The 17,425-nt window shown below is 40.6% G+C and carries 15 protein-coding genes; 11 read left to right on the forward strand and 4 right to left on the reverse strand.

The genetic code is table 11. The features are described from left to right. Positions 1-22: 22 nt before the first annotated feature. From spoT to gmk, 3 genes are all read right to left on the reverse strand, one after another. Entirely contained in the window at positions 23-2,119 is a 2,097-nt protein-coding gene (spoT, locus tag HBH39_RS01430; protein WP_167674922.1) for a bifunctional GTP diphosphokinase/guanosine-3',5'-bis pyrophosphate 3'-pyrophosphohydrolase, read from the reverse strand. A gap of 13 nt (positions 2,120-2,132) precedes the next feature. Continuing rightward, on the reverse strand, positions 2,133-2,411 hold the full coding sequence (rpoZ, locus tag HBH39_RS01435; protein ID WP_167674924.1) for a DNA-directed RNA polymerase subunit omega: 279 nt from the start codon (positions 2,409-2,411) through the stop codon (positions 2,133-2,135). A 61-nt stretch (positions 2,412-2,472) separates the two neighbouring features. Continuing rightward, on the reverse strand, positions 2,473-3,096 hold the full coding sequence (gene gmk / locus HBH39_RS01440) for a guanylate kinase (protein ID WP_167674926.1): 624 nt from the start codon (positions 3,094-3,096) through the stop codon (positions 2,473-2,475). A 158-nt stretch (positions 3,097-3,254) separates the two neighbouring features. Between gmk and HBH39_RS01445 the strand changes: the two genes are divergently transcribed. The 3 genes from HBH39_RS01445 to yjjG all read left to right on the forward strand — a co-directional run bounded on the left by HBH39_RS01445 (position 3,255) and on the right by yjjG (position 6,323). Next, entirely contained in the window at positions 3,255-4,478 is a 1,224-nt protein-coding gene (locus tag HBH39_RS01445; RefSeq protein WP_167674928.1) for a hypothetical protein, read from the forward strand. 64 nt (positions 4,479-4,542) lie between these two features. Continuing rightward, positions 4,543-5,610: an aminoglycoside phosphotransferase family protein gene (locus HBH39_RS01450; protein ID WP_167674930.1), complete on the forward strand. Its 1,068-nt coding sequence runs from the start codon at positions 4,543-4,545 to the stop codon at positions 5,608-5,610. Positions 5,611-5,642: 32 nt separating this feature from the next. Then, entirely contained in the window at positions 5,643-6,323 is a 681-nt protein-coding gene (gene yjjG / locus HBH39_RS01455) for a pyrimidine 5'-nucleotidase (RefSeq protein WP_167674932.1), read from the forward strand. A 94-nt stretch (positions 6,324-6,417) separates the two neighbouring features. Here yjjG and HBH39_RS01460 read toward each other — a convergent pair whose 3' ends face one another. Continuing rightward, complete coding sequence (locus HBH39_RS01460) at positions 6,418-9,024, reverse strand: penicillin-binding protein 1A (RefSeq protein WP_167674934.1); 2,607 nt, start codon at positions 9,022-9,024, stop codon at positions 6,418-6,420. Between the two features lie 187 nt (positions 9,025-9,211). On the opposite strand from HBH39_RS01460, the gene HBH39_RS01465 reads away from it, so the two are divergent. The 8 genes from HBH39_RS01465 to HBH39_RS01500 all read left to right on the forward strand — a co-directional run bounded on the left by HBH39_RS01465 (position 9,212) and on the right by HBH39_RS01500 (position 17,420). Then, on the forward strand, positions 9,212-10,291 hold the full coding sequence (locus HBH39_RS01465; RefSeq protein WP_167674936.1) for a pilus assembly protein PilM: 1,080 nt from the start codon (positions 9,212-9,214) through the stop codon (positions 10,289-10,291). Then, positions 10,279-10,863: a PilN domain-containing protein gene (locus HBH39_RS01470; protein ID WP_167674938.1), complete on the forward strand. Its 585-nt coding sequence runs from the start codon at positions 10,279-10,281 to the stop codon at positions 10,861-10,863. Before HBH39_RS01465 ends, HBH39_RS01470 begins: the two co-directional genes overlap by 13 nt. Beyond that, entirely contained in the window at positions 10,860-11,480 is a 621-nt protein-coding gene (locus HBH39_RS01475) for a type 4a pilus biogenesis protein PilO (RefSeq protein WP_167674940.1), read from the forward strand. Before HBH39_RS01470 ends, HBH39_RS01475 begins: the two co-directional genes overlap by 4 nt. Further along, positions 11,481-11,999: a pilus assembly protein PilP gene (locus HBH39_RS01480; RefSeq protein WP_167674942.1), complete on the forward strand. Its 519-nt coding sequence runs from the start codon at positions 11,481-11,483 to the stop codon at positions 11,997-11,999. It abuts the gene before it with no gap. A 21-nt stretch (positions 12,000-12,020) separates the two neighbouring features. Next, positions 12,021-14,069 carry a type IV pilus secretin PilQ gene (locus HBH39_RS01485; RefSeq protein WP_167674944.1) on the forward strand — a complete coding sequence of 683 codons (2,049 nt, stop codon included), beginning with the start codon at positions 12,021-12,023 and terminating at the stop codon, positions 14,067-14,069. Positions 14,070-14,303: 234 nt separating this feature from the next. Continuing rightward, the gene (gene aroK, locus HBH39_RS01490) at positions 14,304-14,819 is read left to right on the forward strand and encodes a shikimate kinase AroK (protein ID WP_167674946.1); all 516 of its coding nucleotides are present in this window, start codon (positions 14,304-14,306) and stop codon (positions 14,817-14,819) included. Positions 14,820-14,828: 9 nt separating this feature from the next. Then, positions 14,829-15,905: a 3-dehydroquinate synthase gene (gene aroB / locus HBH39_RS01495; RefSeq protein WP_167674948.1), complete on the forward strand. Its 1,077-nt coding sequence runs from the start codon at positions 14,829-14,831 to the stop codon at positions 15,903-15,905. Between the two features lie 18 nt (positions 15,906-15,923). Continuing rightward, positions 15,924-17,420, forward strand: a complete 1,497-nt coding sequence (locus tag HBH39_RS01500) for an AAA family ATPase (protein ID WP_167674950.1) — start codon at positions 15,924-15,926, stop codon at positions 17,418-17,420. Positions 17,421-17,425 lie beyond the last annotated feature (5 nt).

The following is a 17,425-nucleotide window of genomic DNA, read 5'->3' on the forward strand; positions in this document are numbered from 1 at the left end:
TCTCTAGTTGTTAATGTTGAATTTAGCGATTACGAGAAGTACGCAGTACTTCTGGTAGAACCCGAATACGTCGCATCACATTCGCTAAATGTACTCGATCATTGACTGAAATACGTAAGTTAATGAGATACACGCGACCATCACGCTCTTCTGTGCTGAGGTTGTGAATGTTAGACCCCGCCGAGGCGATAATTGAGGTGATTTTAGCCAATGCGCCTTGATGGTTAACAATCTCAACTCTGAGGTTAGCTTGGTATTCAATCCCTTCGGTGTTATCCCAATGCACTGAAATATACTTGTCTGGCTCACCTTGATAACCACGAATATTGGCACAGCTTTCCATGTGAACGACAAGTCCTTTACCTGGACTCACGTGTGCAATAACCGCATCACCTGGAATTGGGCGGCAGCAATTAGCATATGTGACTAACATGCCTTCAGCACCACGAATGGGCATCATGTTATTGTCAGCGGAATCCAGTTTATGACCCAGTAACCGTTGTGCAATGACAATGCTCATAGCATTACCTAGACCAATATCTGCCAGTAATGAGTCTAGGCTGTTGTGTTTAGTCTCTTTGATGATTTTATCAACTAAATCTTTTGGTAGATCATCGATTTTGGTTTCGCCAAGTGCATGGTTTAATAAACGACGACCCAGTGCAATTGCGTTATCGCCTTTAAGGCTTTTCAAAAATTGGCGAATTTTCCCGCGTGCTTTACCTGTTACGACAAAGTTCAGCCATGCCGCATTAGGTCGAGCACCCTTGGCGGTAATAATTTCAACGGTTTGACCAGAAATAAGTGGCTGACTTAATGGATAGGCTTGGCGGTTTACTCGTGCTCCTACACAGGTGTTACCCACATCTGTGTGTACTTCATAAGCGAAATCTACAGCAGTGGCATTGACTGGTAATTCAAGAATGCGGCCTTCTGGCGTAAATACATAAATTTCATCAGGGAACAGTTCGGTTTTAACGTTCTCGACAAATTCGAATGAGCTAGATGCGCTTTGCTGTAACTCCAACAAGCTTTGCATCCATTTACGTGCTCTAACTTGAGTGGTACTTTGTTGTGATGCATCGGTTTTGCTTTTATACATCCAATGCGCAGCAACCCCTTTATCAGCCATTTGATCCATTTCTTCGGTACGAATTTGGACTTCTACTGGCACAGCGTGTGGGCCAAATAATGACGTGTGCAATGACTGATAACCATTAGCTTTGGGGATAGCAATATAATCTTTAAAGCGGCCAGGGTGAGGTTTGTACAAGCCGTGCATTGCACCTAATACGCGATAGCATGTGTCGATACTATCCACGATCACTCTGAATGCGTAGATATCCATTACCTCTTCAAATTGCAGTTCTTTGTTATGCATTTTGCGGTAGATGGAATAGAGGTTTTTTTCTCGGCCTTTGACTTTGCCCTTGATACCGGCATCGTCTAAGCGAGTTTTTATCGCACCTTCAATGCTGTTGATCAGTTCTTTACGATTGCCCCTAGCCGATTTAACTACCTCTTTAATTACTCGATAACGCATCGGGTAATAAGCCTGAAAACCTAAGTCTTCAAGTTCAATTTTGATATTGTGAATACCAAGGCGATTCGCAATTGGCGCATAAATTTCAAGGGTTTCGCGGGCAATTCGACGGCGCTTATCAGGCCGTAAGGCGCCGAGCGTACGCATATTATGGGTACGGTCGGCTAACTTGATTAGAATGACGCGAATATCTTGCGTCATTGCCATCATCATCTTACGAAAGTTTTCAGCTTGGGCTTCTTTCTTGTCGCGAAATTTGATTTTATCAAGCTTTGATACACCTTCGACGAGTTCCGCCACATCAATTCCAAAAAGCTCAGCAAGCTCTTCTTTTGTGACGGGAGTGTCTTCAATGGTGTCATGAAGCAGGGCTGCCATCAGCGTCTCATAATCAAGACGCATGTCTGCTAGGATGCGGGCGACCGCAACCGGATGGGTAATGTAAGGCTCGCCACTTGTGCGCATTTGCCCTTCGTGGGCGTCTCGCGCAACCAAATAGGCCTGCTTGAGTAATTCAACGTGCTCTGGCCCTAAATAGGCCGAAGCAGACTCCTTGAGACCTTCAAACAGATACAAGTGACGCTACTCCTTAAATTACATGGCCTTCCGCAATGGCAGCTACAGCAGCAATTTCAGCTGCTTCGCGCTCACGCACGGTTTGACGCTCATCAGCGTCTAAAGTGTTAGAGGTGACTAAACCTAATTCGATTTCACGTAATGCGATAACCGTTGGTTTATCATTCATCTCTTCTACCATAGGGTCTTTACCTTGCACGGCAATTTGGCGTGCACGACGCGCCGCAACCAAAATCATATCAAAGCGGTTGCCGATTTGTTCTACAGCGTCTTCTACAGTTACGCGAGCCATGGTGTGAAACTCCAGTGTTATCTATGGGAAAAAAATGACGCAAAATTGTACACTAAGACAATTAATCTGCCAATAGATCGACAAGCATATCATTGTGAGTATAGCTCTGACTAGCACAGGTTAGTCTTTGGCTACGAATGATTGCTTGTAAATCCGCTAAAGCTTGGTCGAAATCGTCATTTACAATGACAAAATCGTATTGTTGATAATGTGACATTTCTGACACAGCTTGTGCCATTCGGCTATCGATAACTTCTTGGCTGTCTTGGCCTCTGCCTGTTAAACGACGAGCTAATTCTTGCTTAGATGGAGGTAAAATAAATACCCCAATAGCTTCAGGCATGAGCGCTTTTACTTGCTCGCCACCTTGCCAGTCGATATCCAAAAAAACATCTATACCGTTTGCTAATGTCTGCTCAATCACTGTGCGGGAAGTGCCATAATAATTACCAAACACTTCAGCCCACTCAAAAAAAGCATTTTCAGCGATCAATGCTTTGAATTGATCAACAGTGACAAAGTGGTAGTGCTGGCCGTTTACTTCACCTGGGCGAGGTTGGCGTGTCGTGTGAGAGACAGAAACTTGCATATCGCTGGGTTGGTCTTTCAATAGTGCTGAGATCAAAGATGATTTTCCAGCGCCACTAGGGGCTGACACAATAAAAAGATTTCCACGACTACTCATATTTTAGGGCTCACACAGTACAGTTAACAAAGATTAATATTATAACCTAAAAATCCCTCAAGATGAGTCATTATTGGTACTCTCTTTTTTGGGCTATCCATATTAAAATACTTGCCCGCAAATATATTGCGTTATTTTTATTTTTTCTAGGACTTTACATGCAGTTTAACACTCTTTGGTGTCTTCAAGGTCGTGACAATCCGCTACGCTTTCTTATCGTAATGTTGGTTAGTTTACTTTTGTTATCTTTAGTTACGTTAGTCTTTCCTCAATCAGTATTAATATTGATGATTGGAGTGGTGCTTATTTTGGTGCAGAGCGCTTCTACTATGCGTCGGTTACGAGATGCAGCGAAATCTAAGCGATTGATGCTTATGGTGATGGTGCCAAGTTTTTTGCTTGTGCTCAGCTGTTATTTTGCTCCAATCGGCGTGATTGCTGGTTTAAGTTTGTTGACCCTTGCCAGCAGTGTTTATGTTGGGTTATTCGCATCTGACAATAAAAAGCGTAACTATATTGAGGGTTACAACGGTCCGGCATCTTATGAAAAAGTTGAACTGGGTAATGTCAGACGTCGACAAGAACCGCAAGTTTTTGGTGAGCACAATCAGCAAGTAACAACGGGTATCGATGCATCAAGTCATGATGCCTACTCAGAAACGCAAGCTATTTTTGCAAGTGCGCCTAAGCAGGATAAAACAGCAACAGACACAGGTGAATTGGATGGGCTACAGGCTGAGCCGATGACCAAATCATCCCTCAAGCAATCATTTCAGCAGTTTGAACGTTTTGATGTTGATCAAGATGACTTAGCGTCTGGCTCTGTGACTGAGTTGGTCAAGTCTTGGGTTAATAGTGCTAAAACCCATGAAAAATCAATTTTGTTTGGTGCTAAGGTTGCTGGGGTATTCGTTATCTCCGCTTTAATCGTGTGGGCTATGGTGAGTTTTAGTCAATTAAATTCTGATGATGAACCAAGTTCTGCTAGCGTCAAATCTAATGAGCACTCTATCGCTAACCAGCGAGTGTCGGTAAAACTTCCTGATGGATTTTGGGTTGTAATGCAGAACAAAATTTTAACTGTGCGCTGGTTGGGTGAAGATGCAGATGCCAAACGTTTATGGCAACTTGCGACAGCAGAGGGTGATCAAACCTGTAGTGAATTAGTATTCAACGATGGCAGTCGCTATCGCCCTATCAGTGTCGAATTAATGAACGATGGTGGAACTGAGGCGACTTTTTCACCTTTAGATAACAAATCTATTATTAATCATATTGCAATGCGTGGTAGTTTTAAACTTTGTGGTTATGACTTTAGTTTAAAAGGCAGCCAAGCCACCTTAATGCAGCATCATGTATTTTCAGATTATTTAGTGCAATAAAAAAGTATCGTGTTTAAAAATTAATTGATTTATGGATCATAGCGTTTAGAAATGGAGTGTGTAAGTGAGTGATTTTATTAGGCAGCAGGTGTTGCCTCATTTTGGTATTAGTTGTAAAAATCTCACTATATCAACACTTGGAAATGGACATATCAACCGTACTTATCTTGTTCGTTGGGCTGAAGGTGAGTTTGTATTACAAAAAATCAATACTCATGTTTTTCCTAAGCCGCAAAATTTAATTAACAATGCTTGTTATATTAGTGAGCATTTGCATCAACAGCAGTGTTTTGGGAGGTATCATTTAAAGGTTATTGATCCTATAGCCGCTGTGAATGGTCAATTTGCTGTTGATTTGGGTGAGCATGGATTTTGGCGAGCCATTAGTTATTTAGCGAACAGCCATACTATTGAAGTTGTTAGTGATAGCGCGCAAGCGCAAATGGCCGCCAGCGCATTTGGCCATTTTGCTGCAGCATTAAGTACTTTAAATCCTGATTGCATTGAAAATGTAATTGATAACTTTTTAAACTTACCGTTTCGAATTAAACAGCTTAAACAAGCAGTAAAGGACAATAAAAATAATCGATTAGATGGCTGTCAACACTGGGTAGATTTGATTTTGAAGCAAACAGCCTTATTTGACGAGCTGAATCAAATTGAACCCAAATTGCCGCTTCGGGTATGTCATAACGACACCAAAATAAACAACATGCTATTTGATAAACGTGATATGAAAAGCATGGCAGTAATCGATTTAGATACCTGCATGAAAGGCTATTTAATGTATGATTTTGGCGACATGGTACGGGCATTTTGTTCTCCAGAAGAGGAAGATTCTACCGCATTAGATAAAGTGGTCGCCCGCCCCGAAATTATTGCCGCTGCAAGTAAAAGTTACATTGATGAATTAGCCGACATTATTACGCCTTTAGAAAAGCGTAGTTTGTGGTTGGGTATTAAAGTGATGGCTTTGATGCTAGGCAGCCGTTTTTTAACGGATCATATTAATGGTGATATTTATTTTGCCATTAACCGCTTAAATCATAATTTAGATCGTGCTGCAAACCAGCTAACTATCTATCAAAGTTTAATTGCACAAGAATCGCAGTTAATGACTTTATTTGAATAATCCATGCCGCTTAGAAATAGGAATGCGATTTAATGCAATTATCTAAATACCAATGGATCTTATTTGATGCCGATGAAACCTTGTTTCATTTTGATGCTTATGCTGGGCTAAAATTGATGTTTTCTAAATATAACGTTGAATTTAGTCAGGATGACTTTGCGCAATATCAAACAGTGAATAAGCCACTTTGGGTTGATTATCAAGATGGTAAAATTGACGCCAAAACATTGCAAACAACCCGCTTCAATACATGGGCAGAGAAGCTATCTGTTTGTCCACAAACACTCAATAGTGACTTTTTGTTAGCCATGGTCGATATTTGCCAGCCTTTGCCAGGCGCCAAAGCGCTTGTTGATGCCCTTAAAGATAAAGTCAATTTGGGGATTATTACCAACGGTTTTACTGAGCTTCAAAGTTTACGTTTACAAAAAACGGGCATGCAAAGTTCATTTTCGCAGGTGATTATTTCAGAGCAGGTAGGTAAAGCTAAACCTGATAAAGCAATTTTTGAGCATGCATTTGAACGCATGGGCCAACCCAATAAACAACAGGTATTGATGATAGGCGATTCATTAAGCTCAGATATTCTTGGTGGGTTAAATTATGGTATTGATACTTGCTGGTTGAATCAGCAAGGGGTAATTGCTGATAAGATCACACCGCATTTTCAGGTCAGCTCATTAATCGAATTGCATCAACGCTTATTGGGCTAAGCAAACGTCTATTGCCTATGCCTTTCTATCTGTGCCACAAATAAAAAAGGCAGATGTTGAAAGCTCAACACCTGCCTTTTTGTTGCGATCTGATTTATTGGAATAAATCTTCCGCGGAATTGTCGATAAAAATTTCGTCAGCTTCTTGGATTTCTCTGACGTATTCTTTTGGCTCGGTCCCCTCAACAAAATATTCAAATGCTGTTGTGTGATCAGTTCTACGAGTTAATTTACCTGTTTCAAGATCAATCCGAACCGTTACTATACCTTTTGGTGGTTCAGCGATTATTTCTGGTGTACCTTTAAGAGCTTGATTCATAAAATCATTCCAGCCAGGGCCTGCCGTTTTAGCTCCTGCTTCGGTACCTGAAATTTGATCTGGTGCGCCGTTTGCCATCCAGCTTGTTCGACCCAATTGACGACCGTGATCATCAAAACCAACCCAAAAAGTGGAGGTTAAAGTGGGGTTGAAACCACTGAACCAAGTATCTCTTGATTCATTCGTTGTACCTGTTTTACCTGCAATGTCATGACGCTTGATTAATTTAGATGCGCGCCATGCCGTGCCGTTCCAGCCTGTACCCTTACTCCAATCACCGCCACCCCAAATGACACTTTTCAACGCATCAGTAATTAAAAATGCAGTTTGCTCAGAGATTATTTGCTTAGCGTAACGCGCATTTTGGCGATTGCAAATTAACTCTCCTTCCTCTTCATGAGTGTAATCAAGCTGGGCGGCAACATCTGCTTGTGTATCTTTGGGAGCAGATAATTGTGCTAATTCGTCATTCATGGCCGCAAAAGGATCATCATTTAAGCTATCTTGTTGATCATGGTTAGATGGATCTTCTTCATTATCACTTGGTGAGCAAGCCAGCGTTGGAGAAGCTTGCTCGATAACATTGTCGTACCCATCAGTAATGTGATCGATAAAATAGGGCTCTACCAAGTAGCCGCCATTGGCAAACACGTTAAACGCGGTGGCAACTTGAAGTGGTGTTACTGAAGGAGAACCTAAAGCTAAAGATTCATTGCGGGGTAAATCACCTGCATCAAAGCCAAACTTCACTAGTTCATTGATGGTGTTATCTAGTCCCGCATGACGTAATGCTCTGACCGACATGACGTTAATTGACTGTGCAAGTCCAACTCGTAAACGGGTTGGGCCACCATAAATATCGGGTGAGTTTTTAGGTCGCCAAGCAGTACCTTGACGCGTGTCGGGTTTATTGATTGGGGCATTGTTAATAATGGTTGCTAAAGTCCAGTCTTGCTCAAGCGTGGTTGCATAAATAAAAGGTTTTATGTTTGAACCTAATTGACGCTTAGCTTGTGTTACCCGGTTAAATTGACTTTGTGAAAAGCTAAAACCACCTACCAAAGTACGAATGGCGCCGTCAAATGGGTCTAAACTAACTGTTGCACTTGATACTTCAGGAATTTGTGACAATTGCCAAAATTCGCCATTATGACGTACCCATACTTGTTGGCCTGTTTGTAGGATATCGCTGGCGAGTTTTGGCGGTAAACCTTGACGTTTATCAGTGATATATTTACGAGCCCATTTAAGTCCTGGCCACTCAAGAGTCATTTTGCTGCCATCAGTTAACATCACCGTGGCTTGTTGTTCTGCCACATCTAATACCGCAGCAGGTACAATGCCTTGCATTGGGGTGACCTTGGCGAGAACAGTGATGATATCGTCTTGATTTAATGGAGTATCAGTCCACAATTGTTTAATTGGGCCACGGTAGCCATGGCGTTGATCGTAATTAAATACATTATTACGTAATGCGTCCTGAGCCATTAACTGTAGCTCAGATGAGATAGTCGTATAGACATTATAGCCATTGGTGTAGGCTGCTTCTTCGCCATACTTTTGGATCATATAGTCACGCGCCATTTCTGAAATGTAGGGTGCATACAAATCAATTTCAGCACCATGATATTTGGCGGTAACGGGAGCATTGATGGCTTGCTGGTATTCAGCTTCAGTGATATTTCTCTTTTCCAACATCCTGCTTAACACCCAATTACGACGAGCAATGGCTCTGGTTGGGTTGCGAATAGGATTGGCTGCAGATGGTGCTTGGGGTAAACCTGCAATCATGGCCATTTCTGGCAGGGTAAGTTCATTTAAATATTTGCCGTAATAAACCTGTGCCGCAGCTCCAACTCCGTAAGCTCGATTACCTAAAAATGAACGATTCAAATAAAGTTCTAGAATTTCTTCTTTGGTTAATGCTTTTTCAATTTTTAGAGCTAAGAAGATTTCTTTAATTTTACGGATATATGTTTTTTCATTTGATAAGAAAAAACCACGAGCGACTTGCTGGGTAATGGTACTTGCGCCTTGGCTTTTTTTACCTGTGGTGATTAATATTGTTGCTGCGCGGACAATACCAATAGGATCTATGCCTTTATGTTCAAAAAATCTAGCGTCTTCGGTATCAAGAACAGCATTAATTAACTGTGGTGGTACATCTTTATATTCAACCGGTATGCGACGTTTTTCGCCAAATTGTGAAATCAATTTTCCATCGCTGCTATAAATTCGCAACGGGGTTTGTAGTTGTACCGTTTTCAGAGAATTAACATCTGGAAGTTCTGGTAGAACATAAAAGTACGCAGCTGTAATTGCAGCAATACCAAGTAGTGCCAAGCTAAAAACAGCAATAAGTATTCTTTTAAACCACTTCACACGCCATATTCCCAAAAACCTAAATAGATATAATAGTATATAAGCGACAGGCTTGTTGGTGAAGCAAAAACGTGTAAACTCAAAATACTATTTGTAAAAAACAGAAACATTTTGTACAAATAAGTGTAACGAGATGATTTTGTGCTAATATCTTTTAATAACAATAATAGAATTGTGACGATGGACTATGCTTTCTAAACTATGGAAGCGTCAGGCTCCTCAAATGGTCGGGATCGATATCGGTTCTCACGAAGTAAAAGCCATATTGTTGAGCAAGACTGCAGATGGATATAAAATTCAAAATTATGCGACCGTGCCTATCAAAAAGGGCGCTGTTGTTGATCATGACATTCGAGACTCTGAAGCGGTAATAGAATCTTTAAGGCAAATTAAGCGGTCTTTACCAAAAGGGGTGAAGTTTGCGTCTGTTGCTGTGTCTGGTTCTGCTGTAATGACAAAAGTGATTTACATGGATGCTTCATTAAATGAAGAAGAAATGGAAGCGCAAATTGAAATTGAAGCAGATAACCTAATCCCTTATTCACTTGATGAAGTGAGTATCGACTTTGAGACTTTAAGCCCCAATACCACAGACCCAACTAAAGTCGATGTACTGTTAAGTGCTTGTCGAACCGAAAACATCGACTCTCGAGTAGATGCGCTTATTGAGGTCGATCTTGACGCTAAAGTGGTTGATGTTGAAGGTTATGCTTTAGGGCGTTCAGCTGAGCTTATTTATGCGCAACTTCCTGAAGGCGCGAAAGCTAAGACCATCGCTATGGTTGATATTGGTGCCAATATCACTACTTTTGCTGTTGTGGAAAATGGTGAAACCACTTTTATTAGAGAGCAAGCATTTGGTGGAGAGTTATTCACCCAATCAATTCTATCTTTTTATGGTATGCCATATGCTGAAGCGGAATTGGCTAAAGTCAGTGGCAATCTTCCCCGCAATTATATGTTTGAGGTTTTATCTCCTTTTCAAACCCAATTATTGCAGCAAATTAAACGTACCTTACAAATATATTGCACTGCAAGTGGCCGTGACAAAGTTGATTATGTGGTGCTGTGTGGTGGAACTGGAAAAATTGAAGGAATGGCAAAAGTATTAACCGACGAGCTTGGTGTATACACAATTGTCGCCGATCCATTTCAAGGCTGTTTGCACGCCGATGAAGCAATTAAAACTCAATTGCAACCATCAATTAATAAGTTCATGGTCGCAAGCGGCCTAGCGCTAAGGAGTTACGCTCAATGGCGAACATAAACTTATTACCCTGGCGTGAAGAAGCTAGGGAAAAACAAAAACGTGACTTTATTGGTATTTTGGCACTCGTATTTCTTGTGACCTCGTTATTGGTGTATTTGTTTATTAGTTACTTGGAATTAGTGACCGATGATCAACGTCAGCGCAATAATTATTTACAGACAGAAATTAGTTTATTAGATACCCAAATTGCAGAAATTAAAAAAATTACTGAACGTAAAAAAGATATCGAAAGGCGAACAGAAATTATTTTAGGGCTTCAGCAATCTCGTAACTTGCCAACCCACGTTTTAGATGAGCTTGTTAGAATCGTGCCGCCGGGAATTTACCTTTCAAGTGTTGATAAGAAAGGCAGTATTTTATGGATTGAGGGTCGAAGCGAATCTAACAATAACGTAGCTAATATGATGCGTAAGGTTAAAACTTCAAGTTATTTAAATGACCCTAGTATGCAATCCATTGTTACTCAAAATGAAAACTTACGTCAGTTGCAACGATTTAAGTTAAGAGTAACGATAACTGATGAATTTGGTAATCAAGCCCTTGATATGCAGCAAGGAGCGAAAAAATGAATTTAGATTTAGATCAATTCAATGATATTGATTTTGAAAATATCGGTGCATGGCCAAAATTAGTTAAAATCGTTTTTGCTGCCTTTTTGTCAATATGTGTTATTGGTGCTAGTTATTATTTATTTATTGCAGATACCATTGCTGTGATGGAATCAGAGCAAAACAAAGAAATCGAATTAAAAGCAGATTTTGAAACGAAATATCGATTAGCTGCTAATCTAAAATTATATCGAGAACAATTAGTGGTTATGGAAGCGCAGTTTGCTGAATTATTAAAGATGCTGCCTTCAGAAAATGAGATGCCCGGACTACTCGATGATGTCACCTTTGTTGCAACAGACGCAGGTTTAAAAATTAACAGTTTAGATTGGGATAACGAAATAGAACGTGATTTCTATATTGAGTTCCCTATTCGTTTAAATGTGGAAGGTGACTATCATCAAATTGGTAATATGGTAAGTGGTGTTGCAAAGTTACCTCGTATCGTCAGTTTGCATGATTTTACCATTACTCATAAAGAGAATGGTGGGTTATCTATGGCTATATTGGCAAAAACCTACCGCTTTAAAGAGGGGGCTGAGTTAGCCAAAGATCCAAAAAAAGGGGGGAAGAAATAAATGAGATCCCTACCCGTATTAATAGGAGCTAGCTTATTGCTAACAGGTTGTATTGGTGATCACAGTGACTTAGAGTTATTTGTTACTACCACTAAAGCACAGCATGTAGCTCGTATACCACCATTAAAAGAGACGCCTAAGTTTGAGCATTTTGCCTATCAAGCAGAACTTATGCGTAGTCCATTTGTTCCGCCATCAAGGGAATTGACGGAAGAAGTTATTGATACTTCAAAAGATTGTTTACAGCCAGATTTAAAGCGTCGTAAAGGGCGTTTAGAAACCTATGCTTTAGATAATTTAAGAATGCGCGGAACGTTGAGTGAAGACGATACAATTTGGGCATTGATCGAATCTGCCGATTCAAATGTTTATCGAATGGGCGTGGGTGAATATTTAGGGCTTTATCATGGTCGCATTTCAAATGTAACGCCCCAATATATCGAAATTATAGAATTAATTCCTGATGGTTCAGGTTGCTGGGCAGAACGTCCAAGTAACTTAGAATTATCTGGCAAGTAACGTGCGAAGGATGAGGGAATAATGAAATCTTCTGCCGCGATGAAAGCATCAATGACGAGTTCATCAACTTTTAAAGCCTTTTTTGGGGCTGCATTATTAATATGTGCGCTGCCTAGTGCTGTAGCTGCAAATCGTCTATTAGATGTCAAATACCATACAGTTGTCGATCATCAATTAGAATTAGAGTTGGTTTTTGAATCAGATATTACTTCACCAGAAGTTGATTTATCTGCTGACCCAGCTGAAATAATTTTAAATTTTGATGACAGCATTTCTAATTTACCAAAAGATCGGCTACCAATTGACAATGTAGGGGTTAAGCACTTAACGGCGCAACAACAAGCAGACAATTTGTCAATTATTGTGGCGCTAGAAAGTGTAAAACCTTACCAAGGTAAAATTGAAGGTAATCGTTACAGATTAACTATTAATGATGCAACTTCAGGGCCCTCAAGTGCAGATAATCCTTTTGTTAATACAGTTAATAGCATCGACTTTAAGCGTAATAGCAAAGGTGGAGGCGAGCTATTATTCAATCTTAGCAATCGTTCTGTCGCTGCCAATGTTGAACAGATTGGCGCAAAATTAGAAATTAAATTATATAACACCAACATGGGTGACGATTTACTATATGTAATGGACGTGCAAGATTTTGCTACGCCAGTCAGTAGTTTTGAAACATTCAAAGAAGACTTAACATCGCGCATTTTAGTCGATGTAAAAGGCAACTATGAATACAACTATCAGCAAGATGGTAATGTATTTAAGGTTAATATCGACAAAGTTGAGCGAGTCTCTGTTGCCAAAGAAGCTAAGAAATACAATGGCCGTTCATTATCATTAAACTTCCAAAATATCTCAGTGCGTACGGTATTGCAGATTATTGCTGATTATAACAATTTCAATTTGGTGACCAGTGATACTGTTGAAGGTAATATTACTTTACGCTTAGATGATGTGCCATGGGACCAAGCGTTAGATTTAATCCTGCAAACCAAAGGGTTAGATAAGCGTATTGAAGGCAATATTTTAATGGTTGCCCCAAGTGAAGAATTAGCAATCCGTGAAAGTAATGATTTAAAGAACAAGCAAGAAGTGAAAGAGCTTGCGCCGCTTTATTCAGAGTTTTTGCAGATTAATTATGCCAAGGCAGTTGATATTGCCGAGTTGCTCAAAGGTAGTGATTCAAGTTTACTTTCATCTCGTGGCACAGTGGCGGTTGATGAGCGTACCAATACACTATTAGTGAAAGACACGGCTGAAATTTTAGAAAGCGTTCATCGTTTAATTGAAGTGCTTGATATTCCAATCAAACAAGTACTGATTGAATCACGCATGGTGACAGTGAAAGATAATGTGTCAGAAGATTTAGGTATACGCTGGGGGGTAACTGATCAGCAAGGTACTAAAGGTACATCAGGCTCGCTTGAAGGAGCGGAAGGTATTGCTGGTGGATTAATTCCAAGTATGGATGACCGCCTAAATGTGAATTTACCTGCAGCGGTTTCAAACCCAACGAGTATTGCTTTCCATGTAGCCAAATTAGCCGATGGTACTGTGCTTGATTTAGAGTTAAGTGCACTTGAGCAAGAAAATAAAGGTGAAATTATTGCAAGTCCACGGATCACGACTTCAAATCAAAAGGCAGCATACATCGAACAAGGTATCGAGATACCTTATGTTGAGTCAGCATCAAGTGGTGCAGCAACTGTACAGTTTAAAAAGGCAGTATTATCGCTGCGGGTAACGCCACAAATTACCCCTGATAATCGTGTGATTTTGGATTTAGAGATAACCCAAGATTCACAAGGTCAGACGGTTGATACCCCTCTTGGTCAGGCTGTATCGATTGATACCCAACGCATTGGTACTCAGGTATTGGTTAATGATGGTGAAACCATCGTTTTAGGCGGAATCTACCAGCAAAACTTGATAAGCCGAGTGAGCAAAGTGCCAGTCTTGGGGGATATTCCATTAGTTGGATTCTTGTTCCGTAATAGTACTGATAGTAATGAGCGCCAAGAGCTATTGATATTTGTTACACCCAAAATCATATCTGATGAATTATAAGGTTTAGAAAATATATTAAGGCCAGCAAACACCATGCTGGCCTTTGTTTTTAAGCATTTTGACAGGCTTTATTTAATAAAATGGTTATAAATTGTCGCCATCACTTGCCAGCGGTAGGCCTAAACTGAGATAATCCCGCGTCAAGTCTCAATAGAGCAAGGTAATAATTTAGTTGGTCGACGCTATCTTTCGTCGATCTGGCATTCTTCAATATAAGATTCAGACGTATACGCAATGGCTGAAAAACGTAATATTTTTCTAGTAGGCCCTATGGGCGCAGGTAAAAGCACAATTGGCCGTCATTTGGCTCAAATGCTGCATTTAGATTTCCACGATTCAGATCAAGAGATAGAGCAACGTACAGGTGCTGATATCGCTTGGGTATTTGATGTTGAAGGTGAGGAAGGTTTCCGTCGTCGTGAAGCACAAGTCATTGCCGATCTTTCAGAGAGGCAAGGAATTGTATTAGCAACGGGTGGTGGTTCTGTTCAAAGTAAGGACATCCGCAATTACCTTTCAGCACGTGGTATCGTGGTTTACTTAGAGACGACAATCGACAAGCAAGTTGCTCGTACGCAACGTGATAAGCGTCGTCCTTTACTACAAGTTGATGATCCTCGTGAAGTGCTCGAAAGCTTAGCTGAAATCCGTAATCCTTTATATGAAGAGATTGCAGATGTCATCGTTAAGACAGATGAGCAAAGTGCGAAAATTGTCGCCAATCAAATTATTGAGCAACTCGGTTTTTAGGAAAAAAACATGCAACAAATTCAGGTTGAATTAGGTGATAGAAGTTACCCCATTTATATAGGCCAGAATTTGATGTGTGATGGCGACTTATTTAGTCGCTACCTAGCAAACAAGAATGTACTCATCGTAACCAATGACACTATTGCCCCTTTGTATTTAAACACATTGGAACAGGCAATGGTGTCTTGTGCGTGTGTTGAGCATATTATTCTTCCCGATGGTGAAAAGTTTAAGAACTTACAGCATCTCGATGACATTTTTTCTGCATTATTAGAAAAAAACTTTGCCCGAGATTCAGTTCTTGTGGCACTTGGTGGCGGTGTGGTTGGTGATATGACAGGCTTTGCTGCTGCATGTTATCAACGGGGCATTGATTTTGTGCAGGTGCCAACTACTTTGTTATCACAAGTTGACTCGTCTGTCGGTGGTAAAACGGCGGTTAATCATCTTTTAGGTAAAAACATGATTGGTGCTTTTTATCAGCCTCAATCAGTGGTGATTGATACCGATTGTTTATCGACCTTGCCGGCAAATGAATTTGCTGCCGGAATGGCGGAGGTCATTAAGTATGGCATTATTTGGGATAGTGAGTTTTTTGAGTGGCTTGAGCAAAATGTCGCAGCATTAAAAGGCTTAGACACCCAAGCACTTGAATATACCATTGCCAAGTGCTGTCAGATTAAAGCCGATGTTGTTACTCAAGATGAAACTGAACGCGGTGTACGTGCACTATTAAATTTAGGCCACACCTTTGGCCATGCGATTGAAGCTGAAATGGGCTATGGCGAGTGGCTGCATGGTGACGCTGTTGCCGTAGGCACAATTCTTGCTGCTCAAACAGCACAACAACTAAATTTAATCGACGAGTCAATAGTTTGTCGAATTCGGGATTTATTCATCGCGTTTGATTTACCCGTCAATGCGCCGGATTCTATGGATTTTGACAGTTTTATAAAGCACATGCGGCGTGATAAGAAAGTGCTAGGGGGAAAAATCAGATTGATTCTTCCTACTGCTTTAGGTCAAGCAGATGTCTTCAGTGATGTAACTGAAGCCATGCTTGAACAGGTGATCAGCCGCGCATAAATAACGTGTGGTAGATCTTTGAGCTCAGAATTATTATTACTCCCCAGCCAAGACGCCTTGATTCAAAGGCTGCAACATATTGCTAGCTATAGTGAGCAATTATTATTGCTTTGTGGAGTCAAAGGTTCAGGAAAATCCACTTTAAGTATTGCCTTAGCAAGCGAGCTTGATGAGTATAATTCTGCGCTGGTTTTATGCCCGCAACATGCTGAACCTTGTGAAATTCGCCGTAAAATCCTCGTTCAGCTTATTTCGTCTCCCATTTTTGATGATGATGTACCTCTGATTGAGACTTTTGTACGTATTCAATCTACTCTAACCAAGCCATTACACATCATTATTGATGATGCACATTTACTGCCAAAAACATTATGGGCAGAATGTATTTTGCTATCGCAAATGATGTGCGCAGGGGCAAAAGTTAGCGTTACTATGGCGATGGACTCAAGTTACTACCCCACATTAGTGGCGGAGTTATCGGAGTCGATGCGGGATAATTTATTGCCAATCACTATAGAAGCTTTGCCTGTGAGTGAGCGTAATGGCTTATATCAAAGTTTATTGTTACGCACAGGTCAAACCCCCTTTACTCCGCGAGATATCATTTATCGTCAATTAGAAAAGCAAACAGGCACACCTGCAGAAGTTGTCGATCTACTGGCATTGGCACTTGAAAAGCCAGAAGTTGAAGTTAATAAGTGGTCTTGGCAAGTAAAAACAATGCTGATTAGCGTTGGTATCTTGTTGGTTATTGGGAGTATTTATTGGTTTAACCGCGGCCAATTGGAAAGTTTTTTTAGTCAACCACAAGTAGAAAAACAACTCACCGTATTACAACTGCAACACAAACAACAAGCCAATCGCTTTCTTGTTGAGCATGGGCGGAAGTTAGTATTCGCTGTGGTGAATAAAAATAGCCAAGATACCAATTTCGGCGCTTCAGAGACTGCAAAGCAATTAAAGCCGTTGTTAGAGCAAGTTGAGACTCATGCGTCTCAATATCCATTAAATAGTGGCATATTGATAACTAAGATTGACTCGCATGACGAAGTTACTATAACCAGTACAAAAATCAGTAAAAACGATACTCAATCAGCCACAACTTTTGCGCCTATCAAGACTCAAAAAGTCTCTGCAAATATAGAAAACACGCTATTGAGCGATAAAATAAATATCGCTGAAATTCATCAAGCTGTACAGCCAGCAGCATTTAAAGAGGCAGACTTAACTGCCCCCTCTAAAATACCACCTGGTAAGCCACAAGGTTTTACCTTGCAAATTGCCAGTGTGAATAATCAAAAGTCTCTCGATGTGATTATTGCCAAACTTTCCCGCGAGCAAAATTTGTATCTTGCTAAACATCAATCTCGATTTGTGTTGCTGCTAGGTCAGTTCAACTCTACTGAGCAAGCGCAAGCTGTAGCCAAACGAATACAGCAATTAGGTTTAAGCGCCCCTTGGGTGAGAAAATGGCAAGATTTAGATGAATACATTATTGAGCGGGAAATTCGATGATATAT

The sequence above is a fragment of the Shewanella aestuarii genome, assembly GCF_011765625.1.
In the GTDB taxonomy this organism is placed as follows: Bacteria; Pseudomonadota; Gammaproteobacteria; order Enterobacterales; family Shewanellaceae; genus Shewanella; species Shewanella aestuarii_A.